22 protein-coding genes and 2 pseudogenes are annotated in these 21,159 nt (G+C 71.0%); 15 read left to right on the top strand and 9 right to left on the bottom strand.

Going from position 1 to position 21,159, the window contains the following annotated elements; translation table 11 throughout:
• Positions 1-47: 47 nt before the first annotated feature.
• Positions 48-995 (bottom strand): beta-ketoacyl-ACP synthase III, encoded by a 948-nt coding sequence (locus tag OHS70_RS05665; protein WP_328394287.1) that lies wholly within the window; start codon positions 993-995, stop codon positions 48-50.
• Positions 996-1,191: 196 nt separating this feature from the next.
• On the opposite strand from OHS70_RS05665, the pseudogene OHS70_RS05670 reads away from it, so the two are divergent.
• Both OHS70_RS05670 and fdhD read left to right on the top strand, forming a co-directional pair.
• A pseudogene (locus OHS70_RS05670) lies at positions 1,192-1,377 on the top strand (2Fe-2S iron-sulfur cluster-binding protein); the annotation flags it as partial.
• A 5-nt stretch (positions 1,378-1,382) separates the two neighbouring features.
• Positions 1,383-2,222: a formate dehydrogenase accessory sulfurtransferase FdhD gene (fdhD, locus tag OHS70_RS05675; RefSeq protein ID WP_328394289.1), complete on the top strand. Its 840-nt coding sequence runs from the start codon at positions 1,383-1,385 to the stop codon at positions 2,220-2,222.
• Between the two features lie 343 nt (positions 2,223-2,565).
• Here the strand turns inward: fdhD and OHS70_RS05680 are convergent, their stop codons facing one another.
• The gene (locus OHS70_RS05680) at positions 2,566-2,970 is read right to left on the bottom strand and encodes a (2Fe-2S) ferredoxin domain-containing protein (protein ID WP_328394291.1); all 405 of its coding nucleotides are present in this window, start codon (positions 2,968-2,970) and stop codon (positions 2,566-2,568) included.
• Positions 2,971-3,266: 296 nt separating this feature from the next.
• Positions 3,267-4,319 (bottom strand): bile acid:sodium symporter family protein, encoded by a 1,053-nt coding sequence (locus OHS70_RS05685; RefSeq protein WP_328394293.1) that lies wholly within the window; start codon positions 4,317-4,319, stop codon positions 3,267-3,269.
• 125 nt (positions 4,320-4,444) lie between these two features.
• Between OHS70_RS05685 and OHS70_RS05690 the strand changes: the two genes are divergently transcribed.
• The 4 genes from OHS70_RS05690 (at position 4,445) to OHS70_RS05705 (ending at position 8,998) form a co-directional block, all read left to right on the top strand.
• Positions 4,445-5,317: a LysR substrate-binding domain-containing protein gene (locus OHS70_RS05690; RefSeq protein ID WP_328394295.1), complete on the top strand. Its 873-nt coding sequence runs from the start codon at positions 4,445-4,447 to the stop codon at positions 5,315-5,317.
• A 309-nt stretch (positions 5,318-5,626) separates the two neighbouring features.
• Positions 5,627-7,426, top strand: a complete 1,800-nt coding sequence (locus tag OHS70_RS05695) for an AMP-dependent synthetase/ligase (RefSeq protein WP_328394297.1) — start codon at positions 5,627-5,629, stop codon at positions 7,424-7,426.
• 169 nt (positions 7,427-7,595) lie between these two features.
• Positions 7,596-8,429, top strand: coding sequence for an aldo/keto reductase (locus OHS70_RS05700; protein WP_328394299.1), 834 nt, complete (start codon positions 7,596-7,598; stop codon positions 8,427-8,429).
• Between the two features lie 158 nt (positions 8,430-8,587).
• Complete coding sequence (locus OHS70_RS05705) at positions 8,588-8,998, top strand: hypothetical protein (RefSeq protein ID WP_328394301.1); 411 nt, start codon at positions 8,588-8,590, stop codon at positions 8,996-8,998.
• 224 nt (positions 8,999-9,222) lie between these two features.
• Here OHS70_RS05705 and OHS70_RS05710 read toward each other — a convergent pair whose 3' ends face one another.
• Positions 9,223-10,338 (bottom strand): PP2C family protein-serine/threonine phosphatase, encoded by a 1,116-nt coding sequence (locus OHS70_RS05710; RefSeq protein ID WP_328394303.1) that lies wholly within the window; start codon positions 10,336-10,338, stop codon positions 9,223-9,225.
• Positions 10,339-10,555: 217 nt separating this feature from the next.
• Here OHS70_RS05710 and OHS70_RS05715 point away from each other — a divergent pair, with 217 nt between their 5' ends.
• The 3 genes and pseudogenes from OHS70_RS05715 to OHS70_RS05725 all read left to right on the top strand — a co-directional run.
• On the top strand, positions 10,556-10,981 hold the full coding sequence (locus OHS70_RS05715; protein WP_328394305.1) for a DUF3592 domain-containing protein: 426 nt from the start codon (positions 10,556-10,558) through the stop codon (positions 10,979-10,981).
• Positions 10,982-11,018: 37 nt separating this feature from the next.
• A complete protein-coding gene (locus OHS70_RS05720; RefSeq protein WP_328394307.1) occupies positions 11,019-11,477 on the top strand; it encodes an RICIN domain-containing protein in 459 nt (152 codons plus the stop codon).
• Positions 11,478-11,501: 24 nt separating this feature from the next.
• Positions 11,502-11,609 (top strand): annotated as a pseudogene (locus tag OHS70_RS05725) (response regulator); the annotation flags it as partial.
• Positions 11,610-11,723: 114 nt separating this feature from the next.
• Here the strand turns inward: OHS70_RS05725 and OHS70_RS05730 are convergent.
• Positions 11,724-12,704, bottom strand: coding sequence for an AraC family transcriptional regulator (locus OHS70_RS05730; protein WP_328394309.1), 981 nt, complete (start codon positions 12,702-12,704; stop codon positions 11,724-11,726).
• An 81-nt stretch (positions 12,705-12,785) separates the two neighbouring features.
• Here OHS70_RS05730 and OHS70_RS05735 point away from each other — a divergent pair, with 81 nt between their 5' ends.
• Positions 12,786-13,622, top strand: coding sequence for an NmrA family NAD(P)-binding protein (locus OHS70_RS05735; RefSeq protein ID WP_328394311.1), 837 nt, complete (start codon positions 12,786-12,788; stop codon positions 13,620-13,622).
• Entirely contained in the window at positions 13,610-13,900 is a 291-nt protein-coding gene (locus OHS70_RS05740) for a lamin tail domain-containing protein (protein ID WP_328405432.1), read from the top strand. Before OHS70_RS05735 ends, OHS70_RS05740 begins: the two co-directional genes overlap by 13 nt.
• A gap of 224 nt (positions 13,901-14,124) precedes the next feature.
• On the opposite strand, the gene OHS70_RS05745 is transcribed toward OHS70_RS05740, so the two are convergent.
• Together OHS70_RS05745 and OHS70_RS05750 are read right to left on the bottom strand one after the other, a co-directional pair.
• Positions 14,125-14,859 carry a class I SAM-dependent methyltransferase gene (locus OHS70_RS05745; RefSeq protein WP_328394313.1) on the bottom strand — a complete coding sequence of 245 codons (735 nt, stop codon included), beginning with the start codon at positions 14,857-14,859 and terminating at the stop codon, positions 14,125-14,127.
• Between the two features lie 21 nt (positions 14,860-14,880).
• Positions 14,881-15,183, bottom strand: a complete 303-nt coding sequence (locus OHS70_RS05750) for a 4a-hydroxytetrahydrobiopterin dehydratase (protein WP_328394315.1) — start codon at positions 15,181-15,183, stop codon at positions 14,881-14,883.
• Positions 15,184-15,286: 103 nt separating this feature from the next.
• On the opposite strand from OHS70_RS05750, the gene OHS70_RS05755 reads away from it, so the two are divergent.
• Positions 15,287-15,793: an FBP domain-containing protein gene (locus tag OHS70_RS05755; protein ID WP_328394317.1), complete on the top strand. Its 507-nt coding sequence runs from the start codon at positions 15,287-15,289 to the stop codon at positions 15,791-15,793.
• 53 nt (positions 15,794-15,846) lie between these two features.
• Here OHS70_RS05755 and OHS70_RS05760 read toward each other — a convergent pair whose 3' ends face one another.
• A complete protein-coding gene (locus OHS70_RS05760) occupies positions 15,847-17,385 on the bottom strand; it encodes an ATP-dependent DNA ligase (RefSeq protein WP_328394319.1) in 1,539 nt (512 codons plus the stop codon).
• A gap of 216 nt (positions 17,386-17,601) precedes the next feature.
• Between OHS70_RS05760 and OHS70_RS05765 the strand changes: the two genes are divergently transcribed.
• From OHS70_RS05765 to OHS70_RS05775, 3 genes are all read left to right on the top strand, one after another.
• The gene (locus OHS70_RS05765; protein ID WP_328394321.1) at positions 17,602-18,663 is read left to right on the top strand and encodes a phosphatidylinositol-specific phospholipase C domain-containing protein; all 1,062 of its coding nucleotides are present in this window, start codon (positions 17,602-17,604) and stop codon (positions 18,661-18,663) included.
• A gap of 444 nt (positions 18,664-19,107) precedes the next feature.
• Positions 19,108-19,527 (top strand): SsgA family sporulation/cell division regulator, encoded by a 420-nt coding sequence (locus OHS70_RS05770; RefSeq protein ID WP_328394323.1) that lies wholly within the window; start codon positions 19,108-19,110, stop codon positions 19,525-19,527.
• Positions 19,528-19,614: 87 nt separating this feature from the next.
• Positions 19,615-20,421 (top strand): helix-turn-helix domain-containing protein, encoded by an 807-nt coding sequence (locus OHS70_RS05775; RefSeq protein WP_328394325.1) that lies wholly within the window; start codon positions 19,615-19,617, stop codon positions 20,419-20,421.
• Positions 20,422-20,544: 123 nt separating this feature from the next.
• Here the strand turns inward: OHS70_RS05775 and OHS70_RS05780 are convergent, their stop codons facing one another.
• Positions 20,545-20,976 carry a hypothetical protein gene (locus OHS70_RS05780; protein ID WP_328394327.1) on the bottom strand — a complete coding sequence of 144 codons (432 nt, stop codon included), beginning with the start codon at positions 20,974-20,976 and terminating at the stop codon, positions 20,545-20,547.
• Positions 20,977-21,159: the final 183 nt, after the last annotated feature.

A 21,159-nucleotide genomic window follows, 5' to 3' on the forward strand; every position in this document is an offset into this window, starting at 1 on the left:
CGCGCGTCCGGCCGGGGACGACGGCCGGCAGGCTCCGCGAGCGACTGTCAGGGGCAGCGGATGACCTGCCCCGCGTACGAAAGGTTCCCGCCGAAGCCGAAGAGCAGAACCGGATCACCCGTGCCGATCTCGCCGCGCTGCACCAGCTTGGACAGCGCCATCGGGATCGAGGCGGCCGATGTGTTGCCGGACTGCACCACATCGCGGGCGATCACCGCGTTGACGGCACCGATCTTCTGCGCGACGGGCTCGATGATCCGCAGGTTGGCCTGGTGCAGCACCACGGCCGCGAGCTCCTCGGGTGCGACGCCCGCCCGTTCGCAGACCTTGCGGGCGATCGGGGGCAGCTGCGTGGTCGCCCAGCGGTAGACGGCCTGGCCCTCCTGCGCGAACCGCGGCGGAGTGCCCTCGATCCGTACGGCATGCCCCATCTCCGGTACGGAACCCCACAGCACCGGGCCTATGCCCGGCTCCTGCCCCGGGTCCACCGCCGTCACCACGGCCGCGCCCGCGCCGTCGCCGACGAGTACGCAGCTGGTGCGGTCGGTCCAGTCGGCGACCTCGGCCATCTTGTCCGCGCCGATGACCAGGGCGCGGGTGGCCGCTCCCGCCCGCACCGTGTGGTCGGCCGTGGCGAGCGCATGGGTGAATCCCGCACACACGACGTTGAGGTCCATCACCGCGGGCGAGCGCATCCCGAGGCGGGCCGCTACCCGCGCCGCCATGTTGGGCGACCGGTCGATCGCGGTGGAGGTGGCGACCAGCACGAGGTCGATGTCCTCGGGCAGGAAGCCCGCCGAGGCCAGCGCCTTCGCACCGGCGTGTGCGGCGAGCTCGTCGACCGGCTCGTCGGGGCCGGCGACATGCCGCGTCTCGATACCGACCCGGGTGCGGATCCACTCGTCGCTCGTGTCGACCATGGCCGCGAGATCGTCGTTGGTGAGCACCTTGGCGGGCTGATGGTGCCCGAGGGCGACGACACGTGAGCCGGTCATGAATGGAGGGTCCCCTCAGCAAAGAATGCAGGAGCCACCCAGTCTTGGCTGCTACCAGCCAGTACAGGGGCAGGTGATCCGACAAGCTTCGGGGTCCGGACTTTGGAGCTTCCCGAAGGGTCCGAGGACGGCGGGTACGGCGTCGGCGGCGGCCGCCGACTCCTGACGGCGACTCGTGATGCCCTCGACCCAGCCGGACGAGGCGGCGCGGACGGAGACGACCACGCTCTGCGCGTACTGCGGCGCCGGCTGCAACCTCGTCCTGCACGTGCAGGACAATGAGACCGTCAAGGTCACCTCGCCGCACGGCACCCCGGTGACCCACGGCAACTTCCGCATCAAGGGCCGCTTCGGCTTCCACCACGTTCAGAACCGGGACTGATCACCATGGGACGGGTCACCGAGCGCCGCCGCACCATCCGTATCCGCGACGGAGCCGTCTCGGCCCGTCCGGACACCCTGGTGGCCGAGGAACCGATGGAGATCCGGCTGAACGGCAAGCCGCTCGCCATCACCATGCGCACCCCGGGCGACGACTTCGCGCTGGCAGTGGGCTTCCTGGTGAGCGAGGGCGTGATCTCCTCGCCCTCGCAGGTGCGCTCGATCGTGTACTGCGCGGGCGCCACGGACGAGGGGTCGAACACCTACAACGTGGTGGATGTGCAGCTCGCACCTGATGTGCCGCTGCCGGACTTCACGCTGGAGCGCAATGTGTACACGACGTCGTCGTGCGGGCTGTGCGGGAAGGCGAGCCTGGATGCCGTCCGTACGACCGCCCACTTCCCGATCGACGGCTCTCCCCCGGTACGGATCGAGCCCGCTCTGCTCGCCGGCCTCCCCGATCGGCTGCGGGCGGCACAGCGGGTCTTCGACCGGACCGGGGGTCTGCATGCCGCGGCGTTGTTCTCGCCCGAGGGCGAGCTGCTCGACATACGCGAGGACGTCGGCCGGCACAACGCGGTCGACAAGCTGGTCGGGCGGGCTCTTCGGGAGGACAGGCTGCCGCTGAGCCGGTCGATCCTGCTGGTCTCGGGGCGCGCGTCGTTCGAGCTGGCCCAGAAGGCGGTGATGGCGGGCATCCCGGTGCTGGCCGCCGTGTCGGCGCCGTCTTCGCTCGCGGTGGATCTGGCCGTGGAGACCGGGCTGACGCTGGTCGGTTTTCTGCGCGGATCCAACATGAACGTGTATGCGGGCGAGGAGCGCATCGCCTTCGGCACCGGGGTCTGATGTGCGCCGGCGCCCGGCCGGCGGGGAACGCCCCCTGCGCCGTCGACCACGGCGGTGGGAGCGAGCAGCGCGCCGCCCGTGAAGGCGTGCACGGGGAAGTCTCCGCAAATGTTCGACAGATGGGCCAGGTTCGGCGTGAACCGGGTGATCGCGTGCGCAGTTGCCGAGACTTCGGGCTCACCGGCGCCCCCGCCGACGCCGCCGCGGCGAAGGTTCTGTGAGCGGCTCCACGGGTCCGCGGTGCGCCGTACGGGGGCGCTGCACGGCGGTCGGGGTGCGGTGGGCGCGGGCGCTGCGAGACGGACGGCTCAGCGCATGCTGCGGCAGGCACGCGACGGGTCCGCTAGCGCATCCGACGGCGGGCGTCAGCGGGCGGCGGGATCAACTGGAGTTCGAGCGTGGCCGGGACGTCGGCGAGACCGGGCCCGCCGGCGTTCGCCCAGGCTATGACGTCGTCGGTCGCATCGTCGTCGAGGGCCCAGCCGATCCAGGTGGCGCGGGCGCCGCGGCGGCGGCCCTCGGTGGAGGGCTGGACCACGATGACGTTGGCCTGTCCGCAGGGGCCGAGACAGTCGCTGGTCCGCACGGCGAGCCGCCCGCCCGAGGCGGCCGCCGCCTCGCGCAGCCGGGCCAGTTGGCCCTCATGATCGGTCCCGGGGATCTTGCGTGCGTCACCGCAGCAGCAGCCGCGGCACACGACCAGGGTGCAGGGGCGGGGCCCGAAGGGGCGCAGGGCGTACGTCGTCACCGTGCGATCTTGTCAGCCGCGGCGCGCGTCCGGATCGGCGAGGCGCGCCGCCAGGGCGAGTCGTTGGTCACGTCCTGCGGGTGTGAGCATCAGTCGTCGCATGAGGACCGGTGAGGGGCGGAGTCCCGTCGAGGTACCGGCGGCCCTCCTTCTCCACCAACGGCCGGCCGGCAGCGACTTCTCCTACCTGCCCCGGGGCATGGACAACGCCGGACTCCTCTGCAACCACACGTGGGAACCGCATGACGCTGTCCCATCAAACGTCCGGCGCCGTGCCCTGGTCCCGGCGGCCGGGATCAGACACCCGTGGGCTCTGGCACCCGACGGCCCGGGGTCCGCGCCCCGGTGGAAGCAGGCGGCTCCGACGCCTGCGCGTCGCTGCCGCGCCGCTTGGCGATCACCGCGCACACCATCAGCTGCATCTGGTGGAACAGCATCAGCGGCAGCGCCGCCAGGCTCGCCTGCGCCCCGAAGAGCACCGCCGCCATCGGCAGCCCCGCCGCCAGGCTCTTCTTCGAGCCGGCGAACTGGACGGCGATACGGTCCCCCCGCCCGAAGCCCAGCCGTTTCGCACCGAACCAGGTCAGCGTCAGCATCGCCGCGAGCAGGAGCGCCTCCACGGCGAGCAGCGCGCCCAGCCGGGCGGGGGTGACCTGGTGCCAGACGCCCTGGACCATGCCCTCGCTGAAGGCCGTGTAGACGACCAGCAGGATCGAGCCCCGGTCGACGAAGCCGAGCGCCTGCTTGTGGCGGGCCAGCAGCCCGCCCACCCACCGGCGCAGCAGCTGCCCCGCCAGGAACGGCGCCGCCAACTGGAGCACGATCTTCAGCAGCGAGTCCGCGGAGAAGCCGCCCGCCCCGCCCCCGAGCAGCAGGGCGGCGAGCAGCGGCGTGAGGACGATGCCGGCGAGGCTGGAGAAGGAACCGGCGCAGATCGCCGCCGGGACGTTGCCGCGGGCCATGGAGGTGAAGGCGATCGACGACTGGATCGTCGACGGCACCAGGCACAGGAACAGCAGACCTGCGGCGAGCTCCGAGGTCAGCACCAGCGGCTGCAGTCCGTGCGAGGCAGCCAGCCCCAGCAGCGGGAAGACGACGAACGTCGCGGTGAGCACGGTCAGATGCAGTCGCCAGTGGCGCAGCCCGTCGAGTGCCTCGCGGGTCGACAGCCGTGCCCCGTAGAGGAAGAAGAGCAGGGCCACCGCTCCGGTCGACGCCCCGCCGGCCACCTGGGCCGCGGTACCGGACGCGGGCAGCAGCGCCGCGAGCAGCACGGTGGCCAGCAACGCCAGTATGTACGGGTCGATCGGCAGCCAGGACGGCAGCTTCGGGGTACGGCGGCGGCTCATGTGCTCCACATTGCTTTCGGTTCAGGGTGTGCCCGCTCCATGGTCCTCTCGTCCGCGCCGATCGGGAATCCCGTACACCGCTCTCACTGTCATCACGTATCGCGATGACGAGTTAGGGTCGATTCATGTACGAACCGACCCAGCTGCGCACGTTTCTGGCTGTCGCGCAGACGCTCAGCTTCACCCAGGCCGCACGCCGGCTCGGCCTGCGCCAGTCGACGGTGAGCCAGCATGTGCGCAGGCTCGAGGAGGCGACGGGGCGGCAGCTGTTCACGCGGGACACGCACAGCGTGGAGCTCACCGAGAACGGCGAGGCGATGCTCGGCTTCGCCCGGACGATCCTGCAGGCGCATGAGCGGGCCGCCGCGTTCTTCACCGGCACGCGCCTGCGCGGCCGGCTGCGGTTCGGGGCGTCGGAGGACTTCGTGCTGACCCGGCTGCCCGAGATCCTGGAGTCGTTCCGCCGCGAGCACCCCGAGGTCGATCTCGAGCTCACGGTCGAGCTCTCCGGGACACTGCACGCGCGGCTGGAGGCGGGGCGGCTGGATCTGGTGCTCGCCAAGCGCCAGGCGGGCGCGACACACGGCGAACTGGTCTGGCGGGACCGCATGGTGTGGATCGCGGCCGACGGCGTACGGCTGGACCCCGACCGGCCGGTGCCGCTGATCCTCTTCCCGCCACCGGCCGTCACCCGGGCCCGCGCCCTCGATGTGCTGGAGCGCGACGGCCGCGCCTGGCGCATCGCGTGCACCAGCGGCAGTCTCAGCGGCCTGGTCGCCGCGGCCCGTGCGGGGCTCGGCGTGATGGCGCACACGCGCGGTCTGATCCCGCCCGGCCTGGTCCCGGTGCCCGACCGGGCGGGCCTGCCCGATCTCGGCACCGTGGACTTCGTGCTGCTGCACGGCCACCGTCGTACCGCCGCCCAGGAAGCCGCGTCCGCTCTCGCCGCCGCGCTGCTCGCCGCCGGCGACCGCCTCCACGGGCCGGCCGGGCGCTGAGGGCCTGTTCCGGGGGCGGCGAGGGCGCAGCGGCTTCAGCAGGTACGAACCAGGCCGTCACCCGGTAGAGCGGCGGTGAGCACCCCGTACAGATTCCGTGCAGATTCCGGCCACGGTTGCTTACTCGAGGGTCAGTAATCCGTACACAGGTTCCCCTACCGGGGCTCCTCTCCTGGGCTGACCTGTGAAGATTCGATTCGTCCGCAGTTCGCACAGGCCCTCCCGCCCGTGCAAGAGGTGGGGTACCGTCACGGCGCTGTGCGGAGCGCCACAAGGAGCAGGCCATTGCGCGAGTTCACTGTCCCACCCATGGCCGCAGCGCCTCTGGTCGGCGGGCTGGCGGATGCGGTCTTCGACCATGCCGTGGACGATCCGGACAGGGTCGCGCTCGGCCGCAAGGACGACGCGGGCGAGTGGCAGGACGTGACGTCCGCCCAGCTGCGCGACGAGGTACTGGCACTGGCCAAGGGCCTGCTCGCGCAGGGCGTCCGGTTCGGGGACCGGGTCGCGCTGATGTGCCCCACGCGTTACGAGTGGACCCTCTTCGACTTCGCGCTGTGGACCGTAGGCGCCCAGTCCGTGCCCATCTACCCCACCTCTTCCGCCGAGCAGGTCCACTGGATGCTGCACGACGCCGGGGTGACCGCCTGCATGGTGGAGCACGAGGACCACGCCATGACCATCGGCTCGGTGATCGACAGGCTGCCCCGGCTGAAGCGGCTGTGGCAGCTGGACGCCGGGGCGGTGGCCGAACTGTTCGAGGCGGGCGCCCACATCGAGGACGAAGTGGTGCACCGGCACCGGCGTGCGGTGACCCCGGACTCGATCGCCACCGTCATCTACACCTCGGGCACCACCGGCCGCCCCAAGGGCTGCGTCCTCACGCACGCGAACTTCATGTACGAGACCGACACCCTCATCGGGCGCTGGGAGCCCGTCTTCCACTCCCGCCCCGGCGACGAGGCCGCAACGCTGCTCTTCCTGCCCCTCGCCCACGTCTTCGGCCGGATGGTGGAGGTCGCCGCGATCCGCGGGCGGGTCAAGCTCGGCCATCAGCCGGTGCTCCAGGCGGCGGCGCTGCTGCCCGACCTGGCCTCCTTCCGGCCGACGTTCATCCTGGCCGTGCCGTACATCTTCGAGAAGGTCTTCAACGCGGCCCGCCGCAAGGCCGAGACCGCCGGCAAGCTGGGTCCGTTCGACAAGGCCGTCGATGTCGCCGTGCGGTACGCGGAGGCCATGGAGCACCGGGCCTTCGGCCTCGGCCCCGGGCCGTCGGCGGCGCTGCGGCTGCAGCACCAGATCTTCGAGAAGCTCGTGTACAGCAAGGTCCGGGACGCGATGGGCGGCCGCGTGCGCCACGCGATGTCCGGCGGCTCGGGGATGGACCGCAGACTCGGACTGTTCTTCGAGGGCGCGGGCGTCACCATCTTCGAGGGGTACGGACTGACCGAGTCGTGCGCCGCGGCCACCGCCAACCCTCCCGAGCGCACCCGCTACGGCACCGTCGGCCAGCCGATCCCCGGCACCACCGTCCACATCGCCGAGGACGGCGAGGTCTGGCTGCACGGCGGCCAGATCTTCCAGGGGTATCTCGGCGACCCGAAGGCCACCGACGCCGTACTGCGCGACGGCTGGCTTGCGACGGGTGATCTCGGCGCGCTCGACGAGGACGGCTATCTGACCATCACCGGGCGCAAGAAGGAGATCCTCAAGACCTCGGGCGGCAAGAGTGTGTCGCCGGCAGGCCTGGAGGAGCGGGTGCGGGCGCATCCGCTGGTGGCCCAGTGCATCGTCGTCGGCAACGACCGCCCCTACATCGCGGCCCTCGTCACCGTCGACCAGGAGGCCGTGGACCACTGGCTGAACATCCAGGGCAAGCCTCCGCTGCAGCCGGCCGACCTGGTGCGCGACCCGGACCTGGAGATGGAGGTCCGCCGGGCGGTGGTGGCCGCGAACACGTCGGTCTCCAAGGCGGAGTCGATCCGTACCTTCCGGATACTCGCCCACCCGTTCAGCGAGGAACACGGTCTGCTGACCCCGTCGTTGAAGCTGAAGCGCAAGGCGATCGAGAAGGCGTACGCGGTCGAGGTGGAGGCCCTGTACCAGTGAGCCTGCTACCCCGCCCGGTACGGACCGCGTTCCGCTTGACTAGACGCGGTCAACGATCTGTACCGGAAAGGCCGGAGCTGTAGCTCGCCGACCCGATGGCGGGAATGCGACGGGCATCGTGATCGTTGACGCTGTGCGTACCAATCGACGACGTAAGGAACGACGGCTCGTGAGCAAGGTCCCTTCCCTGACCCTCAACAACGGCGTCTCGATGCCGCAGCTCGGCTTCGGTGTCTGGCAGGTACCCGACGACGAGGCGGCCAGGACGGTCGCCGCGGCCCTGGAGGCCGGCTACCGCAGCATCGACACCGCGGCGATCTACGGGAACGAGGAGGGCACCGGGCGGGCCATCGCGTCCTCGGGCATCGCACGCGACGAACTCTTCGTCACCACCAAGCTCTGGAACAGTGACCAGGGCTACGACTCGACACTGCGTGCCTTCGACAAGTCGCTGGAGCGGCTGGGGCTCGAGTACGTCGACCTGTATCTGATCCACTGGCCGGTGCCGTCGAAGGACGCGTACGTGGACACGTACAAGGCCTTGGAGAAGATCCACGCGGACGGCCGCGCGAAGGCGATCGGCGTGTCGAACTTCCTTCCCGAGCACCTGGAGCGCCTGATCGCCCAGACGTCCGTCGTGCCGGCCGTGAACCAGATCGAGCTGCACCCGCAGCTCGCGCAGGCCGCGTCCCGCGCCGTCCACGAGCGGCACGGCATCACGACCGAGGCCTGGTCGCCGCTGGGCCAGGGCAGGGGCCTGCTCGAGGTCCCGACGATCGTCGCCATCGCCCAGAAGCACGGCCGCACCCCGGCCCAGGTGGTGCTGCGCTGGCATCTGCAGCTCGGCAACGTGGTGATCCCCAAGTCCGTGACCCCGTCCCGGATCCGGGAGAACGCCGACGTCTTCGACTTCGAGCTGGACGCGGACGACCTGGCGGCCTTCGCGGCCCTGGACGAGGGCAGGCGCCTCGGTCCGGACCCGGCCACGTTCGACATGGACTGAGCCGTGACGACGGGTGCGGCCGCGAGGAGCGGCCGTGCCCTTCGGGGGCGCGGAAAAAGCGGTTGGCGGCCCGCAGGGGGCGGGCCTACCGTCCGGCGCGATGGAGATCTCCTTCCGGAAGCTGCCGGAAGCTGCCGGACAACCAGCACGAGATCCTGGTGCGCGACCGCCGCGGCCCCGATGTCCGGCTGCCCGCGCAGCCGACCGGCCCCACGATGCCGCACGATCTGGTGCACGCCACCGTCGAGCAGACACTGGGTCTGACCGACGGCTTCTGGGGCGCCGTCGCACAGGGCGCCACGTTCCAGGGCTTCGAGAACGTCGTTCCGGGCAGGCACCGCCGCTCGGGCCTGAAGGTGCTGCGCCGCAGGGGCGAGAAGGTGATGGCGGCGGAGATGGCCGTCAACTGGGCGTACCGCGTCTGGCGCGGCCTGCCCACCGTTGGCCGTGGCACCGGCCGCAGCCCGCTGGAAGCCGCGGACCTCGCCCGCACCCAGGCCGCCCTGGACGCAGCGGCGGCGCGCTGGGCGGCGGTGGCGGATGGCGACTGCCTGACGTGGCGCTGGTGACCGGCGCTCTTCAATGCCCACCGGCCTGCGGCGGGGAACTCGACGGTGGGCACCATCGGCCGTCGCCGCTTCCTCGAGGAGGGAATTTCCGGCCTTGTCCTCGTGAGGTCCGGGACGGAACATGAGCCGCGTCAAGTAGCTGCCTGTCGCGTCGCAGGAGGCGGAGCCGCTGCCCGGCGGACCGGGCCGGGCGCACCATCGGCGCGACCGCGCCGGCCCAAGCCCTATGCCATACGTTCGATCGCCACCATCGCGGCGTCGTCGCCCAGATGCCCGCCGGCATGGTGCAGCAGGTCCTCGCACAGAATGCTCAGGAGAGCCTGCGGACGCATCCCGGACCAGGCGGCCACCCGTTCGGCCAGCGGGTAGAACTCGCCCTTCGTGTCACGCGCCTCGATGACACCGTCCGTGTACAGGACCACGACGTCCCCCGCCTCGAAGGCGAACACCTCACCGGTGAAGCCTGACGGGTCGAACCCGGTCAGCCCCAACGGCGGTGCCGGATGCTGCACTTCCAGCGGTGTGACCTTTCCGCCGTGCAGCCGCAGCGGCGGCGGGTGTCCGCAGTTGATCATGTGCAGCGCCGACTCCTGGTCGGCCACGTCGAGCACGGCAGCGGTGATGAACGACTCGCCGTGGTCCTCCGCCTCGTCGCCGCCGGACGTGGGGTCGTCGAGGTCCGACGAGACCGTCCCTTCCAGATGGGCCACCAGCGCGGGCAGAGTCGCCTGCCGGTGCGCCGCGGCTCGGAATGCCCCGAGGAGCAGGGCGGCGTCGCCGATGGCCTCCAGCCCTTTCCCCCTGACGTCACCGATGATGAACCGGCTCGCTCCGGCCGTACGCGCCACGGCGTACAGGTCGCCCCCGATCTGCGCCTCGGCCTCGGCCGCGAGATAGACGGAGGCGATGCGCAGCGGGCCGATCCGGTGCGGCAGCGGCCGCAGCACCACTTGCTGTGCGGCCTCGGCGATGGAGCGCAGCTGGGTCAGTTCCCTCTCGTGCCGCTCCCGCAGATAGGCGAAGAACGTCACGATCACCGAGATGAGCACCAGGGCGGTGATCTGGAGCGTGTGATTGAGGTCGGTGAGGCTGGTGCGCATGATCGCGACCATGGACTGGGCCAGCACGGCGAGCGCGCCCACCGCGGCGGTCGTGCGGGGCCCCGCGAACGACGCGGTGACCGCGGGGGCGGCGACGAGGAAGGGTCCGAGATGGACCTCGGGCGGGGCAAGGACGTCGACGACCGTGACGACCGCGATCAACGCGAGCGGTACCGCCAGCAGCGCAGGGCGTGGCTCCCATGACCACTGAAGGTCTCCGCGGCGGCGTCCAGGAAGCATATGTACTGGATACACCGCACGGTGGGCCGGCGCCTGCTGCCACGGTGGAGGCTCCGGAACTGCTGTCACGGTGGAGGCTCCGGAACTGCTGTCACGATCGACATCGTTCGAGCCTGCGTACCACTTCGACGCGTCTCGCCCACCCCGCAGGCATCCGTCACTCCCGTCCGCCAGGGCCGCTGCCGTCGGGCGGCCGCACGACCTCTAGCCTGCGTGGGTGACGACTCTCGCGACAGGTGCACTGTTCCTCGCCGGCTTCGGCCTGTTCTGCGGGTACCTCACCTGGCGGCTCGTCAGCCGGCTGCGTTCGCTGATCGGCGGCACCGCCGTGGAGGGCCGCTGCGTACGCCGGTACTCGACACAGAGCAACGACGGCGGGACGAGCCGGCACCACGTCCACGGCTTCACGACCGCGTCCGGGGAGTACGTGGAGTTCGAGGAGGACGCGCTCCTGATCGCCCAGGGCCAGGCCGTGACGATCCGGTACCGTCCCGGCAATCCCGCACGTTCGGCCACGGTCATGGGCCCGGGCGGGGCGTGGTCGCCGCTGTTCGGGCATCTGCTCGGCATCTTCGTCACGGGGATGTTCACGCTGCTGGGCATGGTGTGGGTGTGGGTGGCGATCGACCAGGTGCAGGAATGACGAGAGCGGTGTGCGGACTCGCACGGAGGAGAGTGCTGTGAACGGGGCCATGCCACCAGGGCTGTTCCTGGTGCGGAACGTCGGCAGCGGGCTGCTGCTGGAGGTGTACGGCGGGGCCAAGGGCAGCGGCGCCAGGGTCCAGCAGGGCAGGGACTCGGGCGCGCCCGCGCAGCACTGGCGGATCGATCCCGTGCCGAACGGCAGCGGGCTCCACCACTTCGTCAACGCGGCCAGCGGGAAGCGGCTGGACGTCGCGGGCGCCGCGACCGAGAACGGCACCCGCATCCAGCAGTGGCGGCCCAACAACTTCGGCGCCCAGGAATGGATCATCGAGCAGCACCTCGACGCGCCGGGCACCGTGACCATCGTGAGTTTCATCAGCGGTCTGCTGCTGGAGGTCGCGGGCGGCAGCACGGACGACGGTGCGGACATCCAGCAGTGGGAGGACACCGACTCGCCGGGCCAGTGGTGGCGGCTGGAGCCCGTCATCACCTGACCCGGCGACGGCCGGAGAGAACAGCGTGTGAGTTCCATCCTGGCGCGTCCGGGCGTGGACAACCGAGCTGCTGCCGCGGTCGTTTCTCATGATGCCGGGATCGATGCTCCGCCATTGCCTCCCCAACCGTGATGCAGCCCGCTCAGCACGCGCTGTCCGTCGCTGTTCTCGTTCCACGGGCCGAACGCAGAAGTGCGAACAGCCCCAGTACCCGAGCCGAACGGCAACACCCGATCGTGACGATCGTCAGGGTTGACGTCCACGGACGCGATCGGCCTGCCACCGGCCGGGCATCACCGCGCCCGTGCGGTGCTGCTGTGGGCTGATGCCCCGTACCCGCTTGAACGCCGCGCTGAGCGCGAACGAACCGCTGTACCCGACCTGCCTGGCGATCGCCTCCACGGTCGCGTCGGTCTCGCGCAGCAGATCCGCGGCGAGCGTGAGCCGCCAGCCGGTGAGGTACGTCATCGGCGGCTCGCCCACCAGGTCGTTGAAGCGGCGGGCGAGTCCTGCCCGGGAGACCCCGCACTTCGCGGCGAGCGAGGCGACGCTCCACGGGTGGGCGGGGTCGTCCTGGAGCAGCCGCAGCGCGCGGCCGACGACCGGGTCCCCCATGGCCCGGTACCAGGACGGGGCCGCGGCGTCGGGGCGCGAGAACCAGGCCCGCAGCACCCCGATCAGCAGCAGGTCGAGCACCCGGTCGAGCACCACGCTCTGGCCCGGTTCATCGCGTCCGATCTCGTCCGCGAGCACCGAGCCGACCGGGCAGCTCCAGGCGTCGGCAGGCAACCACAACAGCGGAGGCAGCGCATCCAGCAGCCGCGCGCTGACCTCGCCCTGCATCTGGTACGTCCCGATGAGCATGGTGGTCGAGCCGTCGGCGGCGTTGCCCCAGGTCCGTACGCCCAGGTGCATGCTCTCGGCGAGCGGCTCGCCCTGAAGGGTGTGGCAGGTGCCGCCCGGACCGATGCGCGCCTGCGGTGCCCTGTCCGCGGCGTCGGCCACGATGTACGGATCGGGTCCACGGGCGACGGCCATGTCACCCGGGCGCAGCATCACGGGCGCACCGGATTCCGGGACGATCCAGGCCTCGCCCTCGGTGACGCACATCAGGCAGAGCGGCGCATGATCCTCGATGCGCACGGACCACGGCGGTTCCATCACCATCCGCAGCAGGAAGGCACCCCTGGCCCGCGGTCCGTCCAGCAGTCCGGCGAGAGCGTCCATGGCGTCAAGCGTAGACGGACACGTATGGCATTGAGCCTGTGCAGCATGGAGAGTCCAGCCGAGGGCCGCGAACCTTGAGTCATGACAGAGAACACGACGAACGAGACGGTGTTGGTGACCGCGGCCACGGGCAAGACCGGCCGCCGGGTGGCCGAGCGGCTGACGGCCCGCGGCGTGCGGGTGAGGGCGGGCTCGCGCAAGGGAGCGGTCGCGTTCGACTGGGCGGACGAGTCGACCTGGGCGCCGGCGCTGCACGGTGCGGACGCGGCGTACGTCAACTACTTCCCCGACCTCGCGGCCCCGGACGCACCGCAGGTGATGCGCGCCTTCGGGCGCGCGGCGGCCGACGCCGGGGTACGGCGGCTGGTGCTGCTGTCCGGGCGCGGGGAACCGGACGCGGTGGTCGCGGAGGGCGCGCTGCGCGAGTCGGGTCTTGAACTCACGGTGGTGCGAGCCGCCTTCTTCGCGCAGAACTTCAGCGAAGGAGCGATGCGGGAGGGGGTGCAGGCCGGGGAGATCGTGTTCCCGGCGCGCGGGACGGCGGAGCCGTTCGTCGACGCCGACGATCTGGCGGACGTCATGGTGGCGGCGCTGACCGAGCCGGAGCACCGCGGCGCGGTCCATGAGCTGACCGGTCCGCGGCTGCTCACCTTCGCGGAGGTGGCCCAGGAGATCGGCCGGGTCACGGGCCGGGACGTACGGTATGTGCCGGTTTCCGCCGTGGAATACGCGCAGGCGCTGCAGCAGTTCGGCCTGCCGGAGCCGGATGCCGAGTGGCTGGCCGGGCTGTTCGGCACACTGCTCGACGGGCACAACGCCTCACTCACGGACGGCGTGGAGCGGGTGCTGGGCCGGGCACCGAAGGACTTCGCCGACTTCGCCAAGGACGCGGCGGCCGCGGGGGCCTGGGCGGCGTAGGGTCATCCCCGGCGCCCGGCTCGGACCGCGGCGCCAACTCGAGCCTCAACGCGGAGTACGTCCGGATCCGCAACACCACCGGCCACGCCGTCAGCCTCAAGGGCTGGGTGCTCGTCGACGCGAGCAACCACAAGTACACCTTCGGCACGTACACCCTCGGCAAGGGCAAGACGGTGACGGTGCGCACCGGCAAGGGCACCAACACGTCGGCCACCCGCTACCAGGGGCGCTCGTGCCCCTGTTCCCCCCCGCCGACCTGGCAGGGGGGAACAGAGTAGCGACGAGCCAGGTCCGGTGATCACCGGGCCCTCTTCCGGTGGACGATCCTTGCCGCGGCCACGACCTCGCCGTGTCGACTGCTTCAGAATCCGCCGCCGGACCTGGTCCCAGCACACTGTGACGGGCTGTCGACCGCCATGCTCCCCCCTTCGGCCTCGACGAATCCGATGAGCCCGGAGGGAGCCGAAGCTCTTGCTCAGGCGGTCGCCGTCGGCGAAGTGGGTCAGCTCTCCTTGCGGAAGGCCTGCAGCACGTACGACGGTTCGGCGCGCGTGACCTCCTGGCCGGGCAGCCGTGCAAGTGCGGCGGCCAGTTCGCGAGCTGTCGCGGCGTCGTCGCCGAACCAGGAGCGGTAGCGGCCGGCGAGCAGTGCATCGGCTGCGTCGCGCGGGGTGCGGCCTTGGCCGTGTCCCGCGAATCGGGCCCGGCCCGCCGGCCGAAGACCGCACTCGGCAGCGTGACGCTCTATCAGGTCGCTGCGGTCGAAGGCCTCGTCGAACGAGCGGTACGGTGCGAGCACGGCGTCGATGTCACTCTCGACGTCGTGGCCCGCGTCCTTGTCGACGGTCGTGATGAACACCCCGCCGGGCCGCAGCACCCGCGCCGCCTCGGCAACGACCGCCGCCGCCTCCCGCACCAGATGCAGCAGCCACACCGCACTCACCGCGTCCACGGCCGCCGCGCGTATCGGGAGCCGCCGTACATCGCCGAGTACGACGTCGCCGCCGGTCCGCTCGACCGCCTTGCGCGCCATGCCGTGCGAGCCGTCGGCCCCGAACACCCTCAGCCCGGGGCGAACCAGACGCTGCGTCACCAGACCGGTGCCGCAGCCGATGTCGAGCAGGGTACGGGCGGAGCGCGGAAGAAGCCCGAGCACGGCTGCGGCAGCGGCATCCGCCCTCGGCACTCCGCCTCGAGTCGCGTCGTAGTGGACTGCTTCCCGGTCGTAGTCGAGCATGATCCGAGCATGCCAGACGGGTCAGCCCGCGCCGTGCCCCGGGGCGATCCCCTCCACCCGCTGCGCCAGCGCGAAGTCCCGTTCGGTGAGCGCGTCCGCGTCATGGGACACCACCGACAGGGCAAGGGTGTTGTAGCCGAGGGTGAGGTCCGAGTGGTGGTTCAGCTCCTCCTGGATCTGCGCGATGTGAACGACCATCGCGGTCGCGGCGAAGTGCGAGGCCAGGCGGTAGGAACGGGTGATCCGGTCTCCTTCGAGGGACCAGCCCGGGAGCTCCCTCAACCGGTCCTCGATCTCCTTTTGCGACAGCGGTTCGGTGGGCATGGCGGAATCCTTCCAAGAGAGGGCCGGCGGACGGGGACACCATAGATCCGATGCCCGATAAATCGGATGCCTGCACCAAGGCGCGCTGTGTACGTTCCACCGCGTGGAACCATTGACCGACAAACAGATCAGGGGATCCTTCGTCAACTGCACGAAGGGGGAGGCCGCGCGCCTGCGACTGCCTGCGGACTTTGCCGAACTCCCCTGGGGGGACCTCGACTTCCTGGGCTGGACCGATCCCGGCGCGCCGCTGCGCGCTCATTTGGTGCTGCCCCGTGAGCACGGCCCGGTCGGCATCACCCTCCGCGTCCCTGCCACGAGCCGTACCAGCGTGGTGAAGTCCAGCATGTGCCAGGCCTGCATGACGGCACACGCGGCTTCGGGAGTGACCCTCTTCGTCGCGCCGCTCGCGGGCCCCGCGGGACGCGCAGGCAACACGGTGGGCACCTATCTCTGTGCCGATCTCGACTGCTCACTCTACGTCCGGGGCAAGAAGCTGCCGAAGCTGCGCAGCGGCCGGTACGAGGAGTCGCTGAGCATCGAGGAGCAGATCGACCGCACGGTGACGAATCTGTGGGGATTCGCCGAGCGGGTCATCGGCGCGCGCTGAGCACCCGCCGCCGGGTGGCTCGTCGAATCCGGCTCCCCCGGCTGCGGACCCGGTCAGGAGTGTGCCGCGAGGAGCTGCTCGACGGTGTCGGCCTCGGCCGCGGATTTGTCGGGACGGTGGCGCACCACCCGGGCGAAGCGGAGGGTGACACCGGCCGGGTAGCGCGGGGAGCGCTGCACCCCGTCGTAGGCGATCTCCACGACGAGTTCGGGGCGGACCCGTACGGTGAAACCGTCGTCGTCGACGGCCAGTTCGCGCAGCCGGTCGGTCTGCCAGCGCAGCATCTCGTCGGTCAGCCCCTTGAAGGTCTTGCCGAGCATGACGAAGCCGCCGTCGGCGGCGCGGGCGCCGAGGTGGAGGTTGGACAGCAGTCCGGTGCGTCTGCCATGGCCCCACTCGGCGGCAAGGACCACCAGGTCCAGGGTGTGGACGGGCTTGACCTTGAGCCAGGAGCGGCCACGGCGGCCGGCGACGTACGGCGCGGACAGCGCCTTGACGAGGACGCCCTCATGGCCGCGGCGCAGGGTGGCGGCGAAGAACTCCTCGGCCGCGGCGATCTGCTGCTCGTCCGCCGGGTCACCGACGACGGTGCGGCGTACCCGCATCGGTTCGGGCACAAGGCGGGCGAGGATCTCGTGGCGGGCGCTGCCCGGGAGGTCGAGCACCGGCTCGCCGTCGGCTGCGAGGACGTCGAAGTAGACCGGGGACAGCGGCAGTGCGGCGCGGGCGGCGTCGACGTCGGTGCGGGAGCCGACGCGCGAGGCGATGTCCTGGAAGGGGGCGGGCCGTCCGCCGCTGTCGAGTGCGATGACCTCTCCGTCCAGAATGAAGTGATCTCCCGTCATTTCCCGTGCGCCGGCGACCACTTCGGGCAGCCGGTCGGTGATGTCGTCGAGGGAACGGGTATGGACACGCACGGCGTCGCCGCTGCGGTGCACCTGGACGCGGATCCCGTCGAGCTTCTCCTCGACCGCGCAGGCGGCGCCCAGCGTACGCACCGCCTCGGTCACCGACTTGGCAGTGTGGGCGAGCATCGGCTGTACGGGGCTACCGACGCGCAGCCGGAACCGCTCGAGCGCCGGCGGGCCGTCGGCAAGTACCGAACGTGCGACACGCGGTAGCGAGCCCTCCAGCATCACGGCACGGCGCACCTCGTCGGCCGGGGCGGCGGCGGCCTTGGCGACCGCCTCGAGGGCGACGGCGTCGAGCGCTCCTTGACGCACCTCTCCGGTGAGCAGCCGCATCAGGAAACGCTGCTCGTCTGCGGTGGCCGCGGCCATGAGGTCCCGTACGCGGTTCCTGCGCTCGGCCTGGGCACCGGGGCCCGCGATCCCGGCAAGCGCGGTGAGCGCGGCGTCCGTCCCGGTGACGGTGAGGGCCGGGACCGCCGCAGGCGGCACGGGGTCCTTGAGCACGCTCCATCCGATGCCGATACGGCCCTGGGGCAGGCGACCCGCGAGATAGGCGATGACCAGGGCGACCTCCCCGGGACCGGCTTCGGCGAACAGCTGCGCAAGGGCGGAGATCTTGCGGGTACGGGCCGAGGTGGCGGCGACCGCCTTGGACACCTCGGCGACTCGGGCGAGCAGCATGCGCCCATCGTGCCGCGCCCTGCCGCGCCTCGCTCGTTCGCCGCGCTGTCCGCCGCGTGCGCCGGCGGGCGGGCGGCACCGTCACCGTCACCGGAATCCCAAGCAGGACCGGCCCACCCGACTCATTTTCATCGGCCGGTCCCTGTCTCCCCATGGTTCACGCAACTCCCCTACTCTTCGGTCGACTTGACCACTCGACGCAAGAGATGGGGACCCATGGGGAAGTTTTCGCGCACTGCCCTGACCAGCGCCGCGGCGGCCGGCCTGCTCGCCGTCGCACTCGCTCCGGCACAGGCGGCCTCGCCCCGCGCGACGGACCCGGGGCAGCTGCCCTACTCCTCCGCCACCTGGGTCGGCGTGCACAACGCCTATGAAAAGGACAAGTACCGGTACTTCGCCGACGCGCTCGACTCCGGCGCCGGCATGCTCGAGATCGACGTCTGGACCAATGTGTTCGGCAGATCGTGGCGCGTCTCCCACAACAACCCGCTCGGGAACAACAACAACTGCGAGAACGCCGCGAACCCGGCCCAGCTGCGCACCAAGTCCAGGAACCAGGATCTCGGCGGCTGTCTCGCCGACATGCGAGCCTGGCACGACGCCCACCCCGGCCACCGCCCCATCCTCATCAAGATGGAGCTCAAGGACGGCTTCCAGAACAACGCGGGCCGAGGCCCGGCGGCACTCGACGCGCTGCTGGCCTCGAAGCTCGGGGACGCCCTGTACCGCCCGGGGGACCTGACGGGCGGACAGCCCGATCTCGACACGGCGGTACGTGCCAATGGCTGGCCGGCCCGCTCGGCGCTCGCCGGCAAGTTCGTGATCGAGCTGATCCCGGGCACCGTCGAGCAGGGCAACCCGGCCGACTCCCTGTGGACCGACCGCGAGTACGCCCAGCATCTGCGCGACCTGAAGGCCGCGGGCCGGCTGGGCCAGGCGGGCGCGTTCCCGGCGGTGCTCAAGGCGGCATCGGGCGACCCGCGCACCCGGTACGCGGACGTCTCGATCCGCCCGTGGTTCGTGGTCTTCGACGGGGACGCGGTCACCTACACCGGCGGGTCGATCGACACCGCCTGGTACGACCGCAACCACTACCTCGTGGTCATGACGGGCGCCGCCGGTGTCGCGCCCGCGATCGACGGCACGAACCCGACCGAGACGCAGGCGCGCGACCGGGTTTCGCTGCTCGCCGGCCGCCATGCCAGTGTGGTCTCGGCCGACTGGTACCCGCTGCCGTCCGTCCTCGCCACCGTGGTCGGACGGGGCGCCACCGGGTAGGCGCCGCAGCGCCGGGCCCAAGTGACCCCGGGTAACACAGATCACAGAGGGGCCTGCGGATTCCCAGGAACACCCCTCGATGGTTTATCGTTCATCTACACGTGGGTTGCGAAAAGGACGGCGTCCCGGGCCTCGCCGTGCGACCGCAGGGAAGACGTTTCGACCGAAACCCCTGCGGTGCACCGCGCCGAGAGGTGGCCGCCACGCACACCCGCACCCCTGACCGCCCCGGCCGGAAACCCCCGTCCGGCCGGGGCCTCTCCCTTCCCCGTCCCTTTTATGGGCATATGCGGGAGCGCAAGAGCCTAGCCATCAGCACCCCCACGGCCGGACGCTTGGTGATGCAGGTCACACGCGCCACCGGTGTAGCTCGCGTCAGCATGAGCCGGCCCGTGACGTCTCTGTGCAAAAGGAGCTGAACGCCCCGCAGCAGAGGAGCGAGCGATGTCATCCACCATCGAGCAATCCGTTTCGGCCCGCCTGATCAGCGACGCACCGCACTCCCTGGCAGTGCCGGTGAGCCTGCGCTACAACGCCCGCGACCCGCTCGCCGTCCGCCTGGTCTTCCCCGCCGAGGTCTGCCTCAACAACACCGGCGTGACCTGGACCTTCGCCCGCAATCTGCTCGACAGGGGACTGCGCACCCCGTCCGGCACGGGTGATGTGCACATCTGGCCGTGCGGGCGGGCCCAGACGATGGTCGAGCTGCGCTCGCCGGAGGGCGTCGCCCTGCTCCAGTTCGACACGGCGGGGCTGCGCCGCTTCCTGATCCACTCGTACGCCACCGTGTCCGCCGACCGCGAGAGCAGCGCCATCGACGTCGAAGGAGCGCTGGCGGCCCTGCTCGGTGAGGCCGCGGGCTGAGCGCAGCGCGGCCCGGGTGCCCGCGGCTCCCGGGCCGAGCGGCTCCGCACCAGGCGCCCGGGCCGCGCCGCGTACTACGGTCGAGCCATGACAACTGCCGCGACCGGCACGGGGGTGGGAAGGCTGCTGCGCGACTGGCGCGAGCAGCGCCGCCTCAGCCAGCTGGAGCTGGCGCTCCGCGCCGATTCCTCGTCCCGCCACATCAGTTTCATCGAGACGGGCCGTTCCCGCCCGAGCGAGGAGATGATCCTGCGGCTCGCGGAGCATCTCGAGGTTCCCGTGCGGGAGCGCAACGCCCTGCTGCTGGCGGCCGGTTACGCACCACGGTACGCGCGGACGCCGCTGGACGACCCGGCGATGAGCGCGCTGCGCGAGGGCCTGGAGCGGCTGCTGCAGGGGTACGAGCCGTATCCGGCGATCATCGTGGACGGCACGTACAACGTGATCGCCGCCAACCGCGGTATCGCGATGCTGCTGGCCGGCCTGCCGGAGCATCTGCTCACCCCGCCGCTGAACGCCATGCGGATCACCCTGCACCCCGAAGGCCTGGCGCCGAGGATCCACAATCTGCGCGAGTGGCGCGAGCATCTGCTGGCCCAGATGAAGCGTCAGATCGCGCTGGAGCGCTCGGAAGCGCTGCGCGAGCTGTTCGAGGAGGTCGCCGCCTACCCTCTTGCGGAGTCGGACGACGCGAGCGACGTACCGGAACCGCAGCCGTATCCGTATGTCGCACTTCCTCTGCGGATCGAGCACGAAGGCCGGGTGCTGTCCTTCGTCTCGTCCATCTCCACCTTCAACACCCCGATGGATGTGACGGTCGCGGAGCTGGCCATCGAGACGTTGCTGCCGGCCGACCCGGCGACGGTCAAGTACCTCCAGTCCCACACCCCCTAGGGCAAGGTCTGCGACATCATGGTCCTGGCCACGACCGAGCAGCGTGAGGGTCTCCAACACCTGGGCATCACGTTCGAACCTCCCTTGCGCCAAGGCTGACCACGACGTCGCCGTCAGCCACTCCTAACGGGAGACCCCGGCGGGAGTGGCGGCGCGCAGGGCAGACCACTGCAGGACGGCGAGGCCGGAAACGACGAGGGCCTGCAGCACGGTCCACACCGCGCCGACGGTGGTCGGCTCGAGCCAGAGCGCGAGCGCGACGATGCTGAGCAGGGCCCACAGCAGATTGGCGTCGACGACGAGCTTCACCGGCAGCTGCGGCGGCCTGTTGCGCGCGGCGAGCGAGCCGACGGCCCCGGCGAACACGAGCAGGAGGACGCCCAGTTCACGCAGCAGGCCTTCCCCGACTCCGAGCAGCCGGCCGAGCGGCCCGGCGGCCACGAGGTACGCCAGTCCGTTGAAACCGGTGACGACGGCGTCGACGGCGAGGAAGCGGCGCAGCATCGTGTGCGGCTCAGTGGTACGGGACAGGCCGACGAGCAGGGTGGCGGACATGGCGGATCAGCCTCCATCGAGGTCGTACGGACTGGTCAGGGCCCGAAGCTCGGGCGGAGTGCGCCGCCCGAGTCCCGGTCACCACAGACTGCCGCGCGGCATGGAGGGCGTCGATTACGCCGGAGGTAATGGCGACACAGGCCGCAGAAGGCTCCCGTCGCAGGTGGCGACGCCGATCCGCTG

Source organism: Streptomyces sp. NBC_00390 (genome assembly GCF_036057275.1).
Taxonomy (GTDB): domain Bacteria; phylum Actinomycetota; class Actinomycetes; order Streptomycetales; family Streptomycetaceae; genus Streptomyces.

Bases quoted from the DNA above. Each gene is read 5' to 3' on its own strand.
- OHS70_RS05665 (WP_328394287.1), bottom strand. From the start codon at position 995: ATGACCGGCTCACGTGTCGTCGCCCTCGGGCACCATCAGCCCGCCAAG.
- fdhD (WP_328394289.1), top strand. From the start codon at position 1,383: ATGGGACGGGTCACCGAGCGCCGCCGCACCATCCGTATCCGCGACGGA.
- OHS70_RS05685 (WP_328394293.1), bottom strand. From the start codon at position 4,319: ATGAGCCGCCGCCGTACCCCGAAGCTGCCGTCCTGGCTGCCGATCGAC.
- OHS70_RS05690 (WP_328394295.1), top strand. From the start codon at position 4,445: ATGTACGAACCGACCCAGCTGCGCACGTTTCTGGCTGTCGCGCAGACG.
- OHS70_RS05695 (WP_328394297.1), top strand. From the start codon at position 5,627: ATGGCCGCAGCGCCTCTGGTCGGCGGGCTGGCGGATGCGGTCTTCGAC.
- OHS70_RS05710 (WP_328394303.1), bottom strand. From the start codon at position 10,338: ATGCTTCCTGGACGCCGCCGCGGAGACCTTCAGTGGTCATGGGAGCCA.
- OHS70_RS05730 (WP_328394309.1), bottom strand. From the start codon at position 12,704: ATGGACGCTCTCGCCGGACTGCTGGACGGACCGCGGGCCAGGGGTGCC.
- OHS70_RS05735 (WP_328394311.1), top strand. From the start codon at position 12,786: ATGACAGAGAACACGACGAACGAGACGGTGTTGGTGACCGCGGCCACG.
- OHS70_RS05745 (WP_328394313.1), bottom strand. From the start codon at position 14,859: ATGCTCGACTACGACCGGGAAGCAGTCCACTACGACGCGACTCGAGGC.
- OHS70_RS05750 (WP_328394315.1), bottom strand. From the start codon at position 15,183: ATGCCCACCGAACCGCTGTCGCAAAAGGAGATCGAGGACCGGTTGAGG.
- OHS70_RS05760 (WP_328394319.1), bottom strand. From the start codon at position 17,385: ATGCTGCTCGCCCGAGTCGCCGAGGTGTCCAAGGCGGTCGCCGCCACC.
- OHS70_RS05765 (WP_328394321.1), top strand. From the start codon at position 17,602: ATGGGGAAGTTTTCGCGCACTGCCCTGACCAGCGCCGCGGCGGCCGGC.
- OHS70_RS05770 (WP_328394323.1), top strand. From the start codon at position 19,108: ATGTCATCCACCATCGAGCAATCCGTTTCGGCCCGCCTGATCAGCGAC.
- OHS70_RS05775 (WP_328394325.1), top strand. From the start codon at position 19,615: ATGACAACTGCCGCGACCGGCACGGGGGTGGGAAGGCTGCTGCGCGAC.
- OHS70_RS05780 (WP_328394327.1), bottom strand. From the start codon at position 20,976: ATGTCCGCCACCCTGCTCGTCGGCCTGTCCCGTACCACTGAGCCGCAC.